Source organism: Actinokineospora inagensis DSM 44258 (assembly GCF_000482865.1).
In the GTDB taxonomy this organism is placed as follows: domain Bacteria; phylum Actinomycetota; class Actinomycetes; order Mycobacteriales; family Pseudonocardiaceae; genus Actinokineospora; species Actinokineospora inagensis.
The window spans coordinates 48,124-65,210 of the sequence record NZ_AXWW01000016.1; the positions used below are offsets into that span (position 1 = coordinate 48,124).

The 17,087-nt window shown below is 66.2% G+C and carries 16 protein-coding genes; 6 read left to right on the forward strand and 10 right to left on the reverse strand.

Features of this window, described 5'->3' with window-relative positions; translation table 11 throughout:
* Window positions 1–99: 99 nt before the first annotated feature.
* Window positions 100–531 carry a hypothetical protein gene (locus H504_RS0106465; protein ID WP_157440245.1) on the forward strand — a complete coding sequence of 144 codons (432 nt, stop codon included), beginning with the start codon at window positions 100–102 and terminating at the stop codon, window positions 529–531.
* Here H504_RS0106465 and H504_RS0106470 read toward each other — a convergent pair whose 3' ends face one another.
* The 4 genes from H504_RS0106470 to H504_RS33660 all read right to left on the reverse strand — a co-directional run bounded on the left by H504_RS0106470 (window position 532) and on the right by H504_RS33660 (window position 3,271).
* Window positions 532–1,293, reverse strand: a complete 762-nt coding sequence (locus H504_RS0106470; RefSeq protein WP_026422107.1) for a hypothetical protein — start codon at window positions 1,291–1,293, stop codon at window positions 532–534.
* A gap of 22 nt (window positions 1,294–1,315) precedes the next feature.
* The gene (locus tag H504_RS0106475; RefSeq protein ID WP_157440246.1) at window positions 1,316–1,876 is read right to left on the reverse strand and encodes a hypothetical protein; all 561 of its coding nucleotides are present in this window, start codon (window positions 1,874–1,876) and stop codon (window positions 1,316–1,318) included.
* A 198-nt stretch (window positions 1,877–2,074) separates the two neighbouring features.
* Window positions 2,075–2,458 carry a VOC family protein gene (locus tag H504_RS0106485; protein WP_026422109.1) on the reverse strand — a complete coding sequence of 128 codons (384 nt, stop codon included), beginning with the start codon at window positions 2,456–2,458 and terminating at the stop codon, window positions 2,075–2,077.
* Between the two features lie 72 nt (window positions 2,459–2,530).
* Window positions 2,531–3,271 (reverse strand): TetR/AcrR family transcriptional regulator, encoded by a 741-nt coding sequence (locus H504_RS33660; protein ID WP_245614087.1) that lies wholly within the window; start codon window positions 3,269–3,271, stop codon window positions 2,531–2,533.
* A gap of 162 nt (window positions 3,272–3,433) precedes the next feature.
* On the opposite strand from H504_RS33660, the gene H504_RS0106495 reads away from it, so the two are divergent.
* Together H504_RS0106495 and H504_RS0106500 are read left to right on the forward strand one after the other, a co-directional pair.
* A complete protein-coding gene (locus H504_RS0106495; RefSeq protein WP_245614088.1) occupies window positions 3,434–4,630 on the forward strand; it encodes a cytochrome P450 in 1,197 nt (398 codons plus the stop codon).
* A 12-nt stretch (window positions 4,631–4,642) separates the two neighbouring features.
* Window positions 4,643–4,843, forward strand: a complete 201-nt coding sequence (locus H504_RS0106500; RefSeq protein WP_026422111.1) for a ferredoxin — start codon at window positions 4,643–4,645, stop codon at window positions 4,841–4,843.
* Window positions 4,844–4,861: 18 nt separating this feature from the next.
* Here the strand turns inward: H504_RS0106500 and H504_RS0106505 are convergent, their stop codons facing one another.
* The 4 genes from H504_RS0106505 to H504_RS40880 form a co-directional block, all read right to left on the reverse strand.
* Window positions 4,862–5,494, reverse strand: a complete 633-nt coding sequence (locus tag H504_RS0106505) for a DedA family protein (protein ID WP_026422112.1) — start codon at window positions 5,492–5,494, stop codon at window positions 4,862–4,864.
* A 70-nt stretch (window positions 5,495–5,564) separates the two neighbouring features.
* Entirely contained in the window at window positions 5,565–6,485 is a 921-nt protein-coding gene (locus tag H504_RS0106510) for a GNAT family N-acetyltransferase (RefSeq protein ID WP_026422113.1), read from the reverse strand.
* A gap of 501 nt (window positions 6,486–6,986) precedes the next feature.
* Window positions 6,987–8,339: a hypothetical protein gene (locus H504_RS40875; protein WP_157440247.1), complete on the reverse strand. Its 1,353-nt coding sequence runs from the start codon at window positions 8,337–8,339 to the stop codon at window positions 6,987–6,989.
* 71 nt (window positions 8,340–8,410) lie between these two features.
* Entirely contained in the window at window positions 8,411–10,222 is a 1,812-nt protein-coding gene (locus H504_RS40880) for a P-loop NTPase family protein (protein ID WP_157440248.1), read from the reverse strand.
* 478 nt (window positions 10,223–10,700) lie between these two features.
* On the opposite strand from H504_RS40880, the gene H504_RS0106520 reads away from it, so the two are divergent.
* The 3 genes from H504_RS0106520 (at window position 10,701) to H504_RS33665 (ending at window position 14,348) form a co-directional block, all read left to right on the forward strand.
* Complete coding sequence (locus tag H504_RS0106520; protein ID WP_026422114.1) at window positions 10,701–11,822, forward strand: FAD-dependent oxidoreductase; 1,122 nt, start codon at window positions 10,701–10,703, stop codon at window positions 11,820–11,822.
* Window positions 11,823–11,996: 174 nt separating this feature from the next.
* A complete protein-coding gene (locus H504_RS0106525) occupies window positions 11,997–12,686 on the forward strand; it encodes a methyltransferase domain-containing protein (RefSeq protein WP_245614096.1) in 690 nt (229 codons plus the stop codon).
* Window positions 12,687–12,794: 108 nt separating this feature from the next.
* A complete protein-coding gene (locus tag H504_RS33665) occupies window positions 12,795–14,348 on the forward strand; it encodes an alpha/beta hydrolase (protein ID WP_051385577.1) in 1,554 nt (517 codons plus the stop codon).
* A 108-nt stretch (window positions 14,349–14,456) separates the two neighbouring features.
* Here the strand turns inward: H504_RS33665 and H504_RS0106535 are convergent, their stop codons facing one another.
* Both H504_RS0106535 and H504_RS0106540 read right to left on the reverse strand, forming a co-directional pair.
* Window positions 14,457–15,122, reverse strand: a complete 666-nt coding sequence (locus tag H504_RS0106535) for a fasciclin domain-containing protein (RefSeq protein ID WP_026422116.1) — start codon at window positions 15,120–15,122, stop codon at window positions 14,457–14,459.
* A gap of 139 nt (window positions 15,123–15,261) precedes the next feature.
* Entirely contained in the window at window positions 15,262–17,013 is a 1,752-nt protein-coding gene (locus tag H504_RS0106540) for a cytochrome c biogenesis protein DipZ (protein WP_026422117.1), read from the reverse strand.
* Window positions 17,014–17,087 lie beyond the last annotated feature (74 nt).

Sequence of the window (17,087 nt, forward strand, 5' to 3'; positions counted from 1 at the left end):
GTTCACCCCGACCACTGCCACATCGACCACGGGGCGGGCTTGTCCGCGTGTGTGGGCCGTTAACTGGACCGGTAACCACTCGATGGCAAAGGGGTACCTGTGAGGAAAGCGAGTGTGCTGGTGGCCACCGCGTTGGCGGCGCTGGGTGTGCTGGTTCCGGTGACCGCGGCGAGCGCCACCACGGCGGCCCAGCCGGTCTGCACGGTGAGCGTCGACTATCCGCATGGTTCGAGCACGAATCCCGGCGCGACCAACGTGCACGGTGTGCTGAAGTGCGACCAGAAGGTCACCAGCCTGACGATCCAGGTGAAGCTGTGGCGGCGTCTGGGCCTCAACAACTACCAGTTGGTCGGCGACAGCGGTTCGGTGTCGAACTCGGGCAAGGACCAGCTCAAGTCCAACGCGGCCTGGGGCGAGTGCCACGACGGAATGGTCATGCACGGTGAGGCTTACGGTAGTGCGCTGCAGGTGCCGTGGCTGCCGGTGAACGTACACACCAGCGGGCAGGATGTCGTGGTCGTCGGCTGCTGATCACTCCAGTGGTGCCCGCCCGGCGGCGGGCACCACCGGACGGCGTTCGGCGCGGGGTGAGCGCAGCCAGGCCGTGGACTCGCTGTTCCAACCGCGCAGGGCGGTGGTGCCCCGGCTGGTCTTGACCAGCGCCGACTGGGTGTGCACGAGGCCGCGGGCCGACAGGTGCACGGCGTCGAACTCGGTTGCCGCGGTGCGCCAGTCGACGCGGGGGACTGCGCTGTTTGTCAGCGGGAACCTCTCCAGTAGGTCCAGGTAGTCCACAGTGGACTCGATGCGGTAGATCTTGGCGGCCGCTACATCGATGGTCCACCAGTGCTCTTGGCGGACGAGGTCCTTGCCCGCGGCCCGGGTCTCGGGGGTGCCGAGCACGGTTTCGGCCCGTGACCAGGTGCTGGTTCCGTCCGGCAGCCGCGACGAGGTCCACCACGCGCCTCGCGGCTTGTCGTCGAACACGGTGGTGCTGGTCGGCGGTGGCGTGATCAGCCTGATGTCGACCGGCTCGGTCGTCGCGCTGAAATGGGCCTGGTCCGGGGTTGGTGAGTGTTCGGCGAACCAGCCCGAGCGGAGCCGGTCCTCGACCGCCGGGACGAGTTCGGCCAGGTCCGCGGTGACCGGGATCGGGTCACCGACCCACTCGGCGACGGTGACGACGGTCTCGTAAAGCTCCACATCGGACAGATCGTCGAGCGGCCTTCCGGAGTCGGCCAAGGCACGGCACACGCCGCGGAGAACGGGGAGCTCGCGCAGTGCTTCGGTCATGGCTCGACGCTACCGCAACGGTTCAGCGGATGAGGTCCTCCATGAAATCCGGCGCCGAGACGAGCGCGTAGCCGACGGCCGTCGTCATCGGGAGGTAGCGGGCTGCTCGCGGGTGCACCGGTCGGGAGCGCCACCAGAGGGCGGCGAGGGTGACGAGCAGGAAGGTGGCCAGAACGGGAACCTGATGTGGGTAGTGCAGCCCCCGCCGGGCCGCGTCGGCGATCAGCAGGCCCGCGGCGGACGCGGTGGCGAGCGGGTACGGGATGTGGCGGAACGCCTCGCCCAGCACCAGACCGGCCGCCACGGCCAGCAGCAGCCACAGGGCCAACTTGCCCGTACCGAGGTGGAACCCGGGAACCCCGTAGAACGTGATCACCGCACCCACCAACGCGATCACGGCCCTGGTCAACGCCACTACGCGAGTGGTTCTCGCACAGAGCAAGGCCACCAGCAGAACCCACAGCCCGACGGTGTGCGCGAGTGGACGGACCACCGCCATCGACGCGGCAGCCGCACCCACCGCGCCAGACAGAACTCCCCAGGCCGCCGCGAGAACAGGCCGCGCTTCACTGGGGTATCGCACAGAACCCAGCATGGCACGGCCTTCGCGATCAGATGTGTAGGGAGAACGACTCGTTGTTGGTCGGGCCCGCGTTCTCGTAGAAGGTCACCAGCAGGTCGCTCGGCAGTGGGCGATGCCGCACCGTGGAATTTTGGCAGCTCGTGGCATAGATCCGGCTGATCGGCGAGCTGATCCCTGAACTCGGCTAGCCCGCCTCGACTAGCCCGCGGCGTCCAATCGGCGGCGGAGTAGGCAAAATTCGTTGCCTTCTGGGTCGAGGAGCACGTGCCAGTGCTCCTCGCCGGTCTGGCCGATGTCCGCTGTCCGCGCACCCGCGGCGAACAACCGTTCCAGTTCGGCGTCCTGGTCCCGGTCGGTGGGGTTCACGTCGAAGTGCAGGGGCAATTGGCCTCGCCTCGGTGTGTCGTTGCGGCTGAACACCACTGTGGGTTGCGCTCCGCCGAATCCGCTCGCCGGGCCGATTTCCAGGGCGTCGTCGCCGTCCCAACCCAGTTCGACGTAACCGAGGACCTCGCACCAGAAGTCCGCCAACCGCTGCGGGTCGACGCAGTCGATGACCAGTTCGGTGATCCTGCACGCCATGCCCGCGACCATACGGGCTGGCGAGTCCCGCGGCCAACGCAATTCCGCAGCTTAGTCCAATGAGGACGGAGCCTACCGGGCCTGGGTGGATTCGTCGTCGACCGGTGGGGTGGGTTTGCCGAAGCCCGCGAGGCCGCCGCGGTGGCGGAGGTCCTCGATGTCGCGGTGGTCGACGGGGCGGCCGGGCAGTGGGGTGCCGGGGGTGGCGCGCAGGCCGTCCATCACGAGGGTGAACAAGCGGGCGAAGACCATGTCGCCGAGGTCGTCGGTGCCGGGGGGCACGAGGCGGGAGACCATGAGCAGGGCGAGCATCGTGTCGCCGATGTCGATGTCGGGGCGGATGGCGCCGGTGTCCTGCGCGCGGTGCAGCAGCCTGCGGGCGACGGTGACGATCTCGTCGCGGCGGGCGGCGATGGCGGGAGAGTCCGGGATCGGCTGGAAGGCGCGGGGCGACACCGAGGTCATCGTGCTGCCGAGGCGCAGGTCGAGCGCGGAGCGCAGCAGCGCGGTCAGTGCGACGGCCGGGTCGGGCTCGGACCGCTCGGCCTCCAGCGCGAGGTGGGCCAGCCGGGCGAGGTTGTCCAGGCTGACGGCCTTGATCAGTTCCTCGCGGTCGGGGAAGCGGCGGTAGAGGGTGCCGACGCCGACCCCGGCGGCGCGGGCGATCTCCTCCATCGGCACGTCCACCCCGACCTGGGCGAACAGCGCCCGCGCGGCGGAGATGATCTGCTCGCGGTTGCGCCGGGCGTCGGCGCGCAGCGGCGCTGGTGGCGTGATGTCAGGGGTGTCAGGGGTGTCGCCGTGCACCTTCACCGTCCCGGTCCGTCGTCGACAGGGCTGGATTGTCGCATTGCCGGACACCAGGGGGTCACCCACACGGCGGATATGGAAGAAAAGCTTCCACTTAGCTATCCTGGACCAGGTAAGCGGAAGCTTTTCGTCCACATGGGGTTGGTGGTCGCCATGGCAGAAGCGATGACTGAGTTCCCGGTCGAGCGGCGGTGCCCGTTCGCCGCGCCGCCCGAGTACGACAGGTTGCGCGAGCAGGCCCCGGTCAGCCGGGTCCGGCTGGGCGGCGGCACCGAGGCGTGGTTCGTGTCCGGGCACCGGGAGGGCCGCGCGGTGCTGGCCGACCCCCGGTTCTCCTCCGACCGCCGCCACGTGAACTTCCCGCTGGTCAACGCGGATGAGGTGACCCGGGAGCGGTTCCGCTCGCAGCCGCCGTCGATGATCGGCATGGACGGCGCCGAGCACACCGCGGCCCGGCGCGCGCTGATCGGCGAGTTCACCGTCAAGCGCCTCGCCGCGCTGCGCCCGCGGATCCAGGAGATCGTCGACGGGTTCGTCGACGACATGCTCGCCGCCGAGGAACACCCGGTCGACCTGGTGCGGGCGCTGTCGCTGCCGGTGCCGTCCCTGGTGATCTGCGAGCTGCTCGGCGTCCCGTACACCGACCACGACTTCTTCCAGCGGCGCACGTCCGCGCTGGTGCGCAGGAGCGAGGACCCGCAGGTCCGGCAGCGCTCGTTCGACGAACTGCGCGACTACCTCGGCGAGCTGATCGACCGCAAGGCGGCCGAACCGGGCAACGACCTGTTCAGCCGCCAGGTGACCCGCGCACTCGCGGACGGCACCTTCGACCGGGACGCCACGGTCAGCATGGCCTTCCTGCTGCTGGTGGCGGGCCACGAGACCACGGCGAACATGATCTCCCTCGGCGTCGTCGGCCTGCTCGACCACCCGGACCAGCTCGCCGCCGTCCGGGCCGACCCGGCCAAGACCCCGCTCGCCGTCGAGGAGCTGCTGCGCTACTTCACCATCGTCGAGACCGCGACCTCCCGGGTGGCGACCGAGGACGTCACGATCGGTGACGTCACCATCCACGCGGGTGAGGGCGTCGTCGTGTCCGGGCTCGCCGCCGACTGGGACCCGGCCGTGTTCGACCACCCGGACCGCCTCGACATCGACCGCGGCGCCCGCCACCACATCGCGTTCGGCTTCGGCCCGCACCAGTGCCTCGGCCAGAACCTGGCCCGCGTCGAACTGCAGGTCGTCTTCGACACCCTCTTCCGCCGCATCCCCACCCTCCGCCTGGCCACCCCGGTCGACGACGTCCCCTTCAAGACCGACTCGGGCGTCTACGGGGCCTGGCGGCTACCGGTCACCTGGTGAACGGAGCACCCAATGTTGATCAAAGCCGACCCGACCGCCTGCGTCGGCGCGGGCCAGTGCGTGCTGACCGAGCCGACCGTGTTCGACCAGGACGAGGACGGCATCGTCACCCTCACCACCACGCACCCCGAAGGCCCCGCCGCCGCGGCCGCCCGCACGGCCGTCACCCTCTGCCCGTCCGGCGCGCTGTCCCTGGTGGAACACGACACCTGATCTGGCGGTGGCAGGCGCTCACTCGGAGACCTTCTCCGTCTCGTTCTCGTCGTGCGCGCCCATCCGCTTGCGGACGACCAGCGTCACCACCAGCCCCACGACAACGGCCACGATGAGCCCCGCCCACGAGAACCGGGACAACCACTTCTCCGCGACGATGCCCAGGTAGTACACCAGCGCGGTCGTCCCACCCGCCCACACGATCCCGCCGAGCGCGTTCGCCGTGAAGAACCGCCCGTAACTCATGTGCAGCGACCCGGCCAGCGGCCCGGACAAGATCCGCAGCAGGGCGATGAACCGCCCGAAGAACACCGCCCACATCCCCCGCTTCGCGAACAACGCCCGCGCCTTCGCGATGTGCGCCGGACCGAAGTGCTTGGGGAACTTCCGCCCCGCCCACGCGAACAGCCGCGGCCCCCCCTTCCGCCCGATCGCATACCCGATGCTGTCCCCCACAATCGCCCCGGCACTGGCGCACACCCCCACCCACACCGGACTCAGGTCGTGATGCTGCGACGCCAGCAAAGCCGCGCTGACCAGCACAATCTCCCCCGGCAACGGAATGCCGAGGCTCTCCACCCCGATGACCACCCCGACCAGGAGGTAGATCGCCACCGGGGGGATGGTGTTGAGAATCTCGTCCACTGACACGGGGGCATCCTCCCTTGCCCCCGTCTGTCTGCGCAGCTATACCCCCGATGTTCCGATTTGTCCGCTTACCTCACCACCGCAGGTCGATCTGGCGCTGGAACACCGCGTAACCGGCGTGGGCGAACGCGGCGGCCATGGGGGTGTTGCCGACGTCCGTGGCGGCGCGGACCCGGGGGGCGTCCTGAGCAGCCAGGATGGCGGTGCCGGTGGCCAGGAGATCGTGGATGTGGCCGTGACCGCGGTGGGCGGGGACGACCCCGATGTAGGCGATGATGTGGTTGTAGCCGTTGTGCGAGGGCAACACGAAGCCGACGGGCTCACCACTGTGCAGCGTCGCCACCCGCCACCAGTCATGCGAACCGGGGTACTGCTTGAGTTCGTCGTGGTACTGGGCGCGCGCGGCCTCGACCGGGGTGAGGGCGGTGAGGTCATCGCGGCTGTGGGCGTCGAGGGTGCCGTCCAGGACGAGGGTCATGAGGGTGATCAGCTCGTCGGGGTCGCGGACGGGGCGGATCGCCAGCCTGCCGGTGAGCGGCGGGATGGCGGTGCCCGGGTCCCACTGCAGGCGGAGGCGCTCGACGAACAAGCCGGCACCGAGCCGCTCCAGGGCGGCGATCCGCCGGTTCACCGACTCGGCGTCAGCGCGCCAGTCCGGCGGCAGGAACCGGGTGAACTCCGGGGGAGTGCCGTCCGGGACGACGGTGGGCAAAGCGGCCTCGACCAGGCGGACAGCGTCGTCAACGCCGCCCGGGTCGTCGGTGAAGTCGAGGAAGTCCATCACCTCGGGCTGAGCGTGTCCGGGCCGCGACCACCACCCCGCCCGGGCGACGAGCCCGCCACCGCGCAGAGCGACCCACAGCCACTCCGGACGTCGCCGTCCCACCGCGAGGTCATTGGCCAGCTCGGCGTTGAGGACGTACGGCAAGGTCGTGAACAGGTCGAGTTCGTCCGGGCCGGTGATCGGGCGCAGGACAAGGTCGTGCTGGGTCAAGGCGGTTCTCCGTGGTTGAGGAGGCGCCCCGTCCGCTCAGCGGGTCATCGGAGAGGACGAGAGCGCGGCGTGCATTGCTGACATGGCTTCGTCCTCCCTTCTTCCGTAGCTGCCGTAGATGTACCGGGAACCCGCAACCACCCGCAACTCATTTTCCGCGACGCCCGGGGACTGCTGGCCGTTGGAGGCGGCGGGGACACGCCGGACACCTGACACCCAGCCTTGGCGAACACGGTCGAGCGGAGTTTGCCCGAAGCCCACATCACCAAGGTCGAGAACTCGAGTAGATCAGCTCGATACGGGTCCGCTCTTTCCTGAACAAGGTCAATAGTTTTCCACTCCGGCGGCCATGGCGTGGATGGACGCCGCAACCACGCCATGTGGCGTGGTTGCCCACTTGATCGTCAACTGTCACCAAACACCCCCGACTTGGCGATGCTCGGCCAGGAGATCGTTTGCCAACTCGGCCCGCACCGTTGCCCGGCGATCTCGCGCCGGATATTATCCAGTACTTGTCAGCGATTCCGGATCGGCATCACTGCGGTTGAGCCGATCTAGTTCCTGCACGATGGCGGGATAGGCTCGTGGGTCAACCTTGACCACCCTGTCGACGATTTCCATCCAGTTCATCAGGGTCAGTGCTCTGGCAAGTCCTTGGTGGGAAGTGGCGTATTGGGATGTTCGTATCCACAGTGGTGTTAAGCTGGACCGGAGGTGCGGTGGTGTCTTGAATTGTTCAAGATTGGGAGAGTTGTCAATCGTTTCCACGATTTGGGTCATGCTCTCCGAGCGTCCTAGGAAGGTAGGCACTGGGTTGATGTTTGCGATGCTATAGTTCGACCGCTCGGAGAGTCGATCGTGAAGGGGTTTTAGGAGTTTCAAAAGGAATTCGACGGTGGTTCGGTCGGTTAAGTTGGCGGCGGCGCGAAGTGTTGAAACGAGCGCCATCGCTTGTTCCTCGAAGTTGTCGATGGTTATCGCCAGGTTTACCGCCTCGTTGAGAAGGTCTCTACTATTAATTCTCTCCGCGACGAAAGCCAGGGCTGCTACCTGGTGCCTGGTTGTTGGAGTCGTTCGCGCTAATTCTGTGGCATGGTCGAGGTCGCCCCGCGCCAGGAGGACGCGAATCATCTCCATGCGCGGACGCCGTTGCCGCTCCGGTTGTGTGACCGACGTGAGCGCATTAGTGAAGCGGTCGAAGTCGCCAGTGGTGGCGATGTGTTCGGCGATCCGTTCCCAGGAGGCAGCCTTGATTGCGGGATCTTGGAGCGAGTGGGCTGTTGCCTCTGCGCGGCTGAAGTCCTGGAAGTCGGTCATGACGTCGATCCAATTCAACTGCTGTTGCTCATTGACCTCTGGCCGCGTTGACCGTGTGGTGTGTTCTACCGTTTCAAGTAGCTGCACGGCCCGGTCGGTGTGCTCGCCCCTGAGGTAGGCTACAGCTACGGAGAGGATGCCTGTGGCATCTTCATGCGGGACGAGTTCGAACTCGACGAGCGTCTCGGTTCGGCCGTAGTGTCCCGCGTCAGCGGATGCGACGGCGGTCGCTAAAGCTGCATGTCGGCGGAATTGGCCTTCCGGTAAGTTGTCGATACCGGCTTCGACCTCGATTGTGAGACGTTCAGCTCGAATAGGATCGTTACTCCTGCCCGCAGCGACGGCGACTGCCGCTAGTCTTGCATACCGGTGTTGCAGGTGCTCGGCGGTACGGGCGTGTGCTTCGGCCTCTTCTAGCCAGCCATTTTCTGCCATGGCTCGGGTGACTGTGAGGAGAGTTTCTTCGCGTTCCTCGACGGTGCTACAGACTTCGGCGAGTTCGAGCGCGGCGCCGCTAAAACTGCTTCTGGTCAGCACCTTTGCCAGTATGAGCACCTCATGTGGCTGATCAGGTATATTGGCTTCGTCAAGATTGAAGGCTAAGTCGACTAATTCTTCTGCTCGTCTTGAGTGGCCAAGGGCTGCCGCTGCGGCGGCGATGTCGCAAAATCAATTGACTCAACTTGACAGATCTTCCGGTCGAGTAGCGTCGTGTGCCTTGGCCTGAGTTTGAGCAGATCTTCGGCTTCTTGGTACCACTGTTCGGCGACTTCGCGAGTCGAGAACTGGGTCGCGGTCAGAGCAACCTCGGCAGATATTCGAGCTCTGGAAACCATATCGTCGACGTCGTCTACTGTGCGCCGAGCTCTGTTGTGATCTCCGGTTCGCATCGCGATCCGGGCGAGATTTCCGTGCAGTGGTTCGCCGAAGTACTGATTGAAGGAATGGGCCATAGACTCGACGACATCCAGTAACTTATTGGCCCGTTGTGCTTGAAGGTGGTCGTAAAGTTCCTGTGCGGTCGAAATCAGAGCATGCCCACGTCTAACAGGATCGTTGATCGTTGAGAGCAGGTTCTCTGCGTGGTCGAAATAGCCGGCCATCGCCCACACCTGTGGGAGCGCAGTTGGAATTTCATAGTAAGTTTCCCGTAGATTGGAGTAGTGCACAGCGAGCCTGGCCAGGGCGACCAGATCGGGTTCCTCTGCGTCGAGGAACACCGATTGTGCTGCTTCGATCTCGTTCACGCAGGCGTGATGGTTCCCAAAAGTCAAATGCGCGGTCGCATGTCGGAGCGGATCGGTGACGTGGTCCAACAGATTTGTCCGGTCGCCGATTGTGATCAGTGTTGCGGTGTGGCCTCGTAAGAAGTAGCGGGGGGTGTTGGGTGGCCAGCCCTGTGTGCGGTAGGTGGTTGCCCATTCCCGCAGTTGGTCACGGTAGCTCGGTAAGCGGCCGGCCAGCATCTTTGTTGCTTCTGCTTGTAGTTGTTCGTGCGCGAGGATATACATTGGGGGATCGCCGGGTTTACAGGAAAAGCTACGGCCGGCGACAGTGCGCAGTTCGTTTTCGATCTGCCAGGTCGAGGTTTTGGTCAGTTCGGCGAGGTCGTGTGCCGACAGGGCTCCGGCTGCGGTAATAAGGCCGAGGATGTCTCGCTGGATCTGCGTGCCCTGCATCAATCGTTTGACGTCTCTGATCATCGCGTCGCGCACAGCGTTGGCTTTCGAGGAAGGGGCCAAGTGGAATACTTGGGCGGATGTGTGCAGTGGGTGTTCGGGGGGAACATCGTCGGGTAGGGAAGGATCGGGGCGGCTGGCAACGATGACGCGGACACCGGTGCGGGGCAGTAGTGCGGCGATGCTGTGTGCGTCGGGGGAGCCATCGACTCCGCGATCCTCGTCCAGGCCGTCGACCACCAAGGCGAAGTGCTCGCCCCGGGCCTGGACTTGACGGGAAACCTCGGTGAGCAGGTGGAGCAGATAGGGCTCACGGGTTGAATCGGTCAGATCGCCGCGAGGTGGACTTCCCGCGATGTCGAGGAGTTGGTCCAAGACGTTGTCGACGAAGGCGCGACGGTCGTTTTGGCCGGGGAGCCGTGAGGTTACGAAGAAGGTCACGAGTCGTACGGCTGGTGGGGGGTGTAGGGCGAACCAGGAGAGCAGCGCCGACTTCCCGGACCATGCCGCCGCCTGCCACCACAGATACTTTTCGGCTGTTGATGGGCATGTGCAGTAGGCGGCAAGCAATGCCAGCTCATCATCCCTGTCCGCTAGGGCGTCGGGCGCCAAGGCGCGTACCTGGGACAGGTAGGCGGGCCGAACTGGGGCATGGGCGGCCACGGTGACGTCACCGGCTACGAAGCCGATCTGCACCGTCGTGCCGTCGACCTGGCCTGACACCTTGTTGGTCCAGTGCACTCGGTGATCATCCCACCGGTGGACCTCGAGCGCAGGGGTTCCGCAAAATAGTGGGAATCTGCTTCGGGTACTGGCGGCTGACCTGCGGTTTCAGTGTAGGAATACATCGTGGTGGAGGCCGGGAACAGCACTCTTCATCGTGTGGCTGGGGGCGGCCAGTTTGCTGCCCGAGTTCCATGCGGAAGACGAGTGAGGAAATGCCCTGAAAAATCGAAGTCGGTGGCGCTACCTACGTCGAGTCGGGTGAGTAGATCCCCATGCTGCCGGATGTCCAGATGAAGACGATGATCGCGAACCGCCGGGTCGACCTACTGTCGTTGGGCTGGTCGGCGCTGTGCTCCCCGGGTGCAAAGAGTCGTCGTGGACTGGTTGAGCGGGAGCTGACAGGGCTTGTCAGTTCGGTGCCGGCGTTGTGTGCGTGGTGTGCCGGCGGGGTGGGGGAGTCTCGGGCGGACGAACACTTCCCAGAGGAGCGATCATGCATGTCACGATCATCGGGGCTGGTCTCGGCGGTTTGACTTTGGCTTGTGTGCTGCACGTCAACGGCGTTGCGGCCACTGTGTTTGAGGCGGAGGGGTCCGCGATGGCGCGGGCGCAGGGTGGGATGCTTGACATCCACGACTACAACGGGCAGCACGCGGTGGCTGCGGCGGGCTTGATGGACGAGTTCCGTGGTCTGGTCTTGGAGGGCAGGCAGGCGTTGCGTGTCCTTGACCGTGACGGCACTGTGTTGGTTGACAAGGCGGACGACGGCACCGGTGGGCGTCCTGAGGTGCAGCGCGGTGAACTGCGGCAGATGCTGCTCGATTCGCTCCCGGATGGCGCGGTTCGGTGGGGGCACAAGGTTGACGGTGTTCGCGCGCTCGGTGACGGGCGGCACGAGGTGATTTTCGCGGACGGCGGGACCGTGGAGACGGATCTGTTGGTCGGCGCGGATGGCGCGTGGTCGCGGGTGCGGTCGTTGCTGTCGAACGCGACCCCCGAGTACGCGGGCACGTCGTTTGTCGAGATCTACCTGTTCGACGCGGACACCCGGCATCCGGCCGCCGCGAAAGCGGTTGGTGGTGGGTCGCTGATGGTGCCGGACGGGGCAGGCGGGATCAGTGCCCACCGGGAACGCGGCGACACCCTGCACACCTACGTGGTGCTCGACCGGCCGCTGGACTGGTTCACCGCCATTGACTTCACCGACGTCGCCACGGCCACTGCTCGGGTCGCGGCCGAGTTCGACGGCTGGGCGCCGGAGCTCACCGCGCTGATCACCGACGCCGACACCGCGCCGGTCTGGCGCCCGCATTACGCGTTGCCGACTGGGCATCGGTGGCCTCGGGTGCCCGGGGTGACCCTGGTCGGGGATGCCGCTCACCTCGGGGCCCCGGACGGTGAGGGCGCCAACCTGGCCATGCTGGACGGCGCTGACCTCGGCACCGCCCTCGCCGCGCAGCCCGACGACGTGGAGGGCGCGCTCGCCGAGTACGAGCGGGTCATGTTCGACCGCGCTGAGACGCCAGTGGATCGTGACGCCGTCATCGCCAGCTTGTTCGGTGAGGACGAGGTCCCGCAGGTCCTCCTCGACATGTTCGACGAGCACGGTCGGTGATCTTCGCCGATTGGGTGATGTCGTTGGGGCGCTGGGGTTGGCAAGGTGTTCGGCGAGCCATCTGATTGGAGATCGTCGCTGACCAGGTATGTGTTTGACAATGCTGATCCGCGCAATCAGACGCGGTTTGATGCTTTGGCGGCGTTTGATCCGGTTAGCCATGCCGTGCTCGGTATGGCGGGTGTGGCGCCGGGGTGGCGGTGTTGGGAGGTCGGGGGTGGCTCTGGTGGGATTGGGCGCTGGCTGTCGGATCGGGTTGGGGCGGATGGGTCTGTGCTGGTCACCGATATTGATACCCGGTGGCTGACTGATGATGACCGTGACAACCTCACTGTCCGCCAGCATGACGTGGTGGCTGAGGAGCCGCCTGCTGGTGGCTTCGACCTGATCCACGCGCGTCTGGTTTTGATTCACCTGCCTCAACGGCACGCCGTGCTTGATCGGCTGATTTCCTCCCTCAAACCTGGTGGGCGGCTCGTCTTGGAGGAGTTTGACCTTCGGCACCCGCTTGCGACGCAGGCCGGTCACCGGGCGGAGTTTGACGCCGTCCAGGACGCTTTTCTTCGGGTGATGACGACGCGAGAGGTTGACATCGACTGGGCGCGGTCCCTTCCGGAGAATTTTGCCGCTCGTGACCTCGATGATGTCCACGTGCATACCCACACAATCCTGTGGCGTGGCGGTTCTCCTGAAATCCAGCTCTACCGCGTGAATGTCGAACAGGTGGCCGCAGACCTCGCGACCGAGGGCATATCCGCTCAAGCCCTTGACGACTTCTACGCCCTTCTGGGAAACCCGGCCTTCACCGCGTGGTCCCACCCGCTCGTGTCCATCTCGGCGGCCCGGCCGCGCCTGTGCCGCTAGTGGCTCGGCCGGATGGTCCAGACCTGATGTCGGTAGGTCGTGCGGACTACGGACATGTTGGTCGCTGGGTGGATGTCGGGGTACGCGGGTGGTCCTACGGTCGACCAGGTGCGACGTTCACTTCCGGTTCTGCTCGGCGCGGTGGTGTTGGCGAGTTTGGTCACCTCCGTGCCCGCGCAGGCCGTTTCCGAGACCACGCCCCCGCCGCCGACCTGGACCACGTGTCCGCCCGACCCCGCCGGTAATCCGGTCGACCCACGCCTGCGGTGCACGAAGATCTCCGTGCCGCTGGACTACTCCGATTCGCACAGCCCCACCATCGACATCGCGGTTTCCCGGTTGGCCACGGCGAAGCCCGAATTGCGCCGGGGAATCCTGTTACACAACGCGGGCGGTCCGGGGGGTGTGAGCCTGAACCTGCCCAGTTTCTACGTCCAGATCTACCCGCAGGACGTGCTCGACCGGTATGACCTGGTCAGCTTCGACCCGCGCGGCATCGGTTACAGCGCACCGGTCACGTGTGGCCGCACGCCTGCGCAACTGCCCCGGGCCAAGACGCTGCCCTTCCCGGCCGCCAACGGTTCCATCGAAGACAACATCACCTTCGCCCGTGACCTGGCCCGCGACTGCCTCGCCCATGGTGGCCGCGAACTCCCGTACATCACCACGGCGAACACGGCGCGCGACATGGACCGCATCCGCGCCGCCTTGGGGGAGCGGAAGATCTCCTACAACAGCGGTTCATACGGTAGCTATCTCGGTGCCGTGTATGCCTCTTTGTTCCCCGATCGCACCGATCGTGTCGTCATCGACTCGAATGTCGGTCCCAGTTCGGTGTGGCAGGCCCAGTGGCGCCTGTGGGACCGCGCGGCCGAGGTCCGGTACGGTGATTTCGCCAAGTGGGTCATCGCGAACGACCCGGCGCTGGGCACCACGCCCGACCAGTTGCGCGCCAACATGTTCGCCATGGCCGACAAACTGGACAAGAAACCGGTCGAGATCCCCGGGTTCATGCTGGTCGACGGGAACACCTTCCGGTTGATCTACTTCGCGGCCTCCTACTACACGGCCGCCTTCCCCGGTTTCACCGGCATCTGGCACTTCCTCAACGGGGAGGGTCCGCCGCCGACCGTCTTCCCACCGGTGGACATTCCCGGCATCCCGGCGGACAACGGCACCGCCTCGCAGCTCGCGGTGGTCTGCGGCGATGCCCGTTCCTCGCACGACATCGACCAATACCGCCGTGCGGTTCGCGATGACCGTGCTCGATACACGTTGCTGAATGGAATGGGCGCCAACATCTGGCCGTGCGCGTTCTGGCCGGACCCGAAGGAACCCCTGGTCCCCATCACCGATCACGGCCCGAACAACATCCTGATGGTGCAGAACCTGCGGGACCCGGCCACTCCCTACGAGGGCGCGCTCGACATGCGCCATTCCCTGGGCCACCGCGCCCGCCTGGTCACCGTCAACGGTGGCAACCACGGCGTCTACAACCCGACCGTCCCGTCCTGCGGGGTCACCGCCGTCAACCAGTTCCTGGCGGCCGGAACCCTGCCCAGCCACGACATTTCCTGTGATCTGGATCCGGCTCCCCAGGTCACATCCCTGACCCGCGCGCCTTTCGCGGGTGAACAACAGTTCCCACTCCTGGGAATCTGATTCGATCTCCGCACGGGTGAAAGGCCGCGCCCGCCGGTCCCGGGAGGGGACTGGCGGACGCGGCCGGGAGCGGTCGCGTCGCCCCGCAAGCCGGGGCGACGCGGCGGCTCAGCTCTTGGGCATCAAGACGGAGTCGATCAGGTAGACGGTGGCGTTGGCGGTCTTCACGCCGCCGCAGATCACGTTGGCGCCGTTGACCTTGAGGCTGTCGCCGGACCCGGTGACCTCGACGGTGCCCTTCTCCACGGTGGTCTGCGAGCCGACGATGGCGTCGGGCGACTTCTGGCCCGCGACCACGTGGTAGGTGAGGATCTTGGTGAGCAGCGCGTCGTCGGTCTTGAGCTTGTCGATGGTGGCCGAGTCGATCTTCTTGAAGGCGTCGTCAACCGGGGCGAACACGGTGAACTGGCTGCCGTCGAGGGTGTCCACCAGGTTCACCTTCGGGTTGAGCTTGCCCGACACGGCGGCGACCAGGGTGGTCAGCAGCGGGTTGTTGCTCGCCGCGACCGCCACCGGGTCGGCGGCCATGCCGGACACGGAGCCCGCGCCGCTGGGCACGGCCTTGGCGTAGTCGGCGCACCCGGGGCCGACCAGGCCGGACGCCGTGTCGGACATCGCGGACGTGGTGGTGGTCATCGGCGCCGCGGCGGAGGTGGTCATCGCGGACGAGTTCGAACCGGAGGCGGTGTTTCCGCTGCTCCCGCAGGCCGCCGCGGTCAGCACGAGCGAGCCGATCCCGGCGACGACCGCTGCGGTGCGAATCCTGTTCTGCATGGCGCTTCTACTCCAGTGTGCTCGGAACTTGCAGTCTTCAGTGGACTTCGGGGAGGAGGTCCACCGCTCGTGGCCTCATGGGTGATTCGGTGACGTCGGGCGGGCGGATTGGTCAATCCTCGATCGGATTTCGCCCCGCTCAGCCGAACGTGAAGGAGAACATCTCGACACCGCTGCTCGCGGTGGCCGTAATGGTTCCCTGCTGGGAGTTCGCGGTGCTGATGACCTGGTACGACCGTGGTGTACCGGACACGGCCATGGTTCGGGGTCCTGCCGGGGTGTCGACCGTGAGTGTCCCGGTCCCCGCGAGCACGACGCGAACTTCCTTTGCCTTGTACGTCAACCGAACTCGGGCGTCCCCGCCGGTCGGTGTGATGCTCTGCGTGTCCAGCGTCCAGGCGCCGTCCAGGGCGAAGGTGTTGTCCGCCTGCCGCGCGGGAAACGTGAAGGAACGCTTTCCGGTGGTGTACTGGCCCTGTTCGGCGAAATTGACCTGTTTCGTCGACCCGAGGAACGTCTCGCGGGTGATGTCGCCGGTGTTCGGCGTCGAGTCCGTGGTGTCGGTGGGTGCGGGCAGGGTGGCGCCGGGATTGGCTTCGTGCAACAGTTCTCTGATCAGGCGTTCGGTGACGTCGTAGTCGCCCTCGCCGAACTTGATGTGCCGCACGGTCCCGGTCGCGTCGATGAGGTAGTGCGCGGGCCAGTACCGGTTGCGGTAGTTCGTCCACGTGGACAGCGAGTTGTCCAGCGCCACCGGATACTTGATGCCGAACCCCGCCGCCGCCGAGACGACGTTTCGCGGCTCTTTCTCAAAGGCGTACTCGGGCGAATGCACGCCGATCACCTGCAGGCCCGAGGCGCGGTAGGCGTTGTCCCACGCGGTCACGTGCGGGATGGAACGCTGGCAGTTGATGCAGGAGTACGCCCAGAAGTCAAGCAGGACAACATGTCCACGCAGGTCGGCCAGGTTGACCGCCGCGCCGTCGGGGGTGTTGAGCCACTGCTGGATACCGCGGATGTCCGGTGCCTTCCCGCAGCTCTGCAACTCGGTGGCGCCGACCGCGCACTTGGACAGGTCCTTGTTCTGGTCGTTGGTCAGGTTCCCGAGGTCCAGTACCGGCTGGGAGTTGTTCACCTTGTCCTGCAACGGAGCCGTGTAGTCCGGCAGTGCCCGCTGGAGCAACTGCGGCACGTCGAACACCAAGCCCACCGCGAGCAGGAGCATCACGATCCCGGCCGTGATCCGAATCCCGCGCTGCCGCTTGCGGAACGCGCCGACCCGCTCCGCGACCCGGCGACCCGCAAGCGCGAAGACCAGCAACGGCGTGGCTGTGCCGACCGAGAAAGTCCCGGTAAGAACCACCGTGTCCAAACCAATCTGACCGGTGGACCCGGCGACCGTGATCGCCGCCAACACGGGTCCCGCGCACGGCACGTACACCGCGCCCAAGGCCAGACCGAGTGCGAACCCGCCCTTCGACGCGTCCGGGTTCCGTTGCGGGATCCAACTGAACGGCCGCTCCAACAGGTGCTCGAACCGCGGCACGATCAACCCGACACCGATCAGCGCGAGCACGACCAAACCGGCCCACCGCAACACATCCTGCGGCAACCCCAACACCGACAGCAGGAGCGACCCGAACAACGTCACCAGCGTGAAGCTCACCACCAGCCCGCCGATCACCAGGTACGGCCGCGCCCGCCCCGCTGCTCGCACTGGCCGCTCCGCCACCGCGACCCCACCGCCGGTCTCACCCGCGGTCTCACCCCTGGCATCCCGTCGAACCGACTGCGTCCCGGAGAAGAAGATCACCGGCAACACCGGCAGAATGCACGGCGAGATCCCAGTCACCACCCCACCGACGAACCCGATGAGCGCGAGCGTCAACACCGGAACCACCACCTCCACCCGGCCCACGACCGCGAGCCACTACTCACCCCTTCGCCCCCCACCACCCATACGGC

Bases quoted from the DNA above. Each gene is read 5' to 3' on its own strand.
- H504_RS0106470 (WP_026422107.1), bottom strand. From the start codon at position 1,293: ATGACCGAAGCACTGCGCGAGCTCCCCGTTCTCCGCGGCGTGTGCCGT.
- H504_RS0106485 (WP_026422109.1), bottom strand. From the start codon at position 2,458: ATGGCGTGCAGGATCACCGAACTGGTCATCGACTGCGTCGACCCGCAG.
- H504_RS0106495 (WP_245614088.1), top strand. From the start codon at position 3,434: ATGACTGAGTTCCCGGTCGAGCGGCGGTGCCCGTTCGCCGCGCCGCCC.
- H504_RS0106500 (WP_026422111.1), top strand. From the start codon at position 4,643: ATGTTGATCAAAGCCGACCCGACCGCCTGCGTCGGCGCGGGCCAGTGC.
- H504_RS0106520 (WP_026422114.1), top strand. From the start codon at position 10,701: ATGCATGTCACGATCATCGGGGCTGGTCTCGGCGGTTTGACTTTGGCT.
- H504_RS0106525 (WP_245614096.1), top strand. From the start codon at position 11,997: ATGGCGGGTGTGGCGCCGGGGTGGCGGTGTTGGGAGGTCGGGGGTGGC.
- H504_RS0106535 (WP_026422116.1), bottom strand. From the start codon at position 15,122: ATGCAGAACAGGATTCGCACCGCAGCGGTCGTCGCCGGGATCGGCTCG.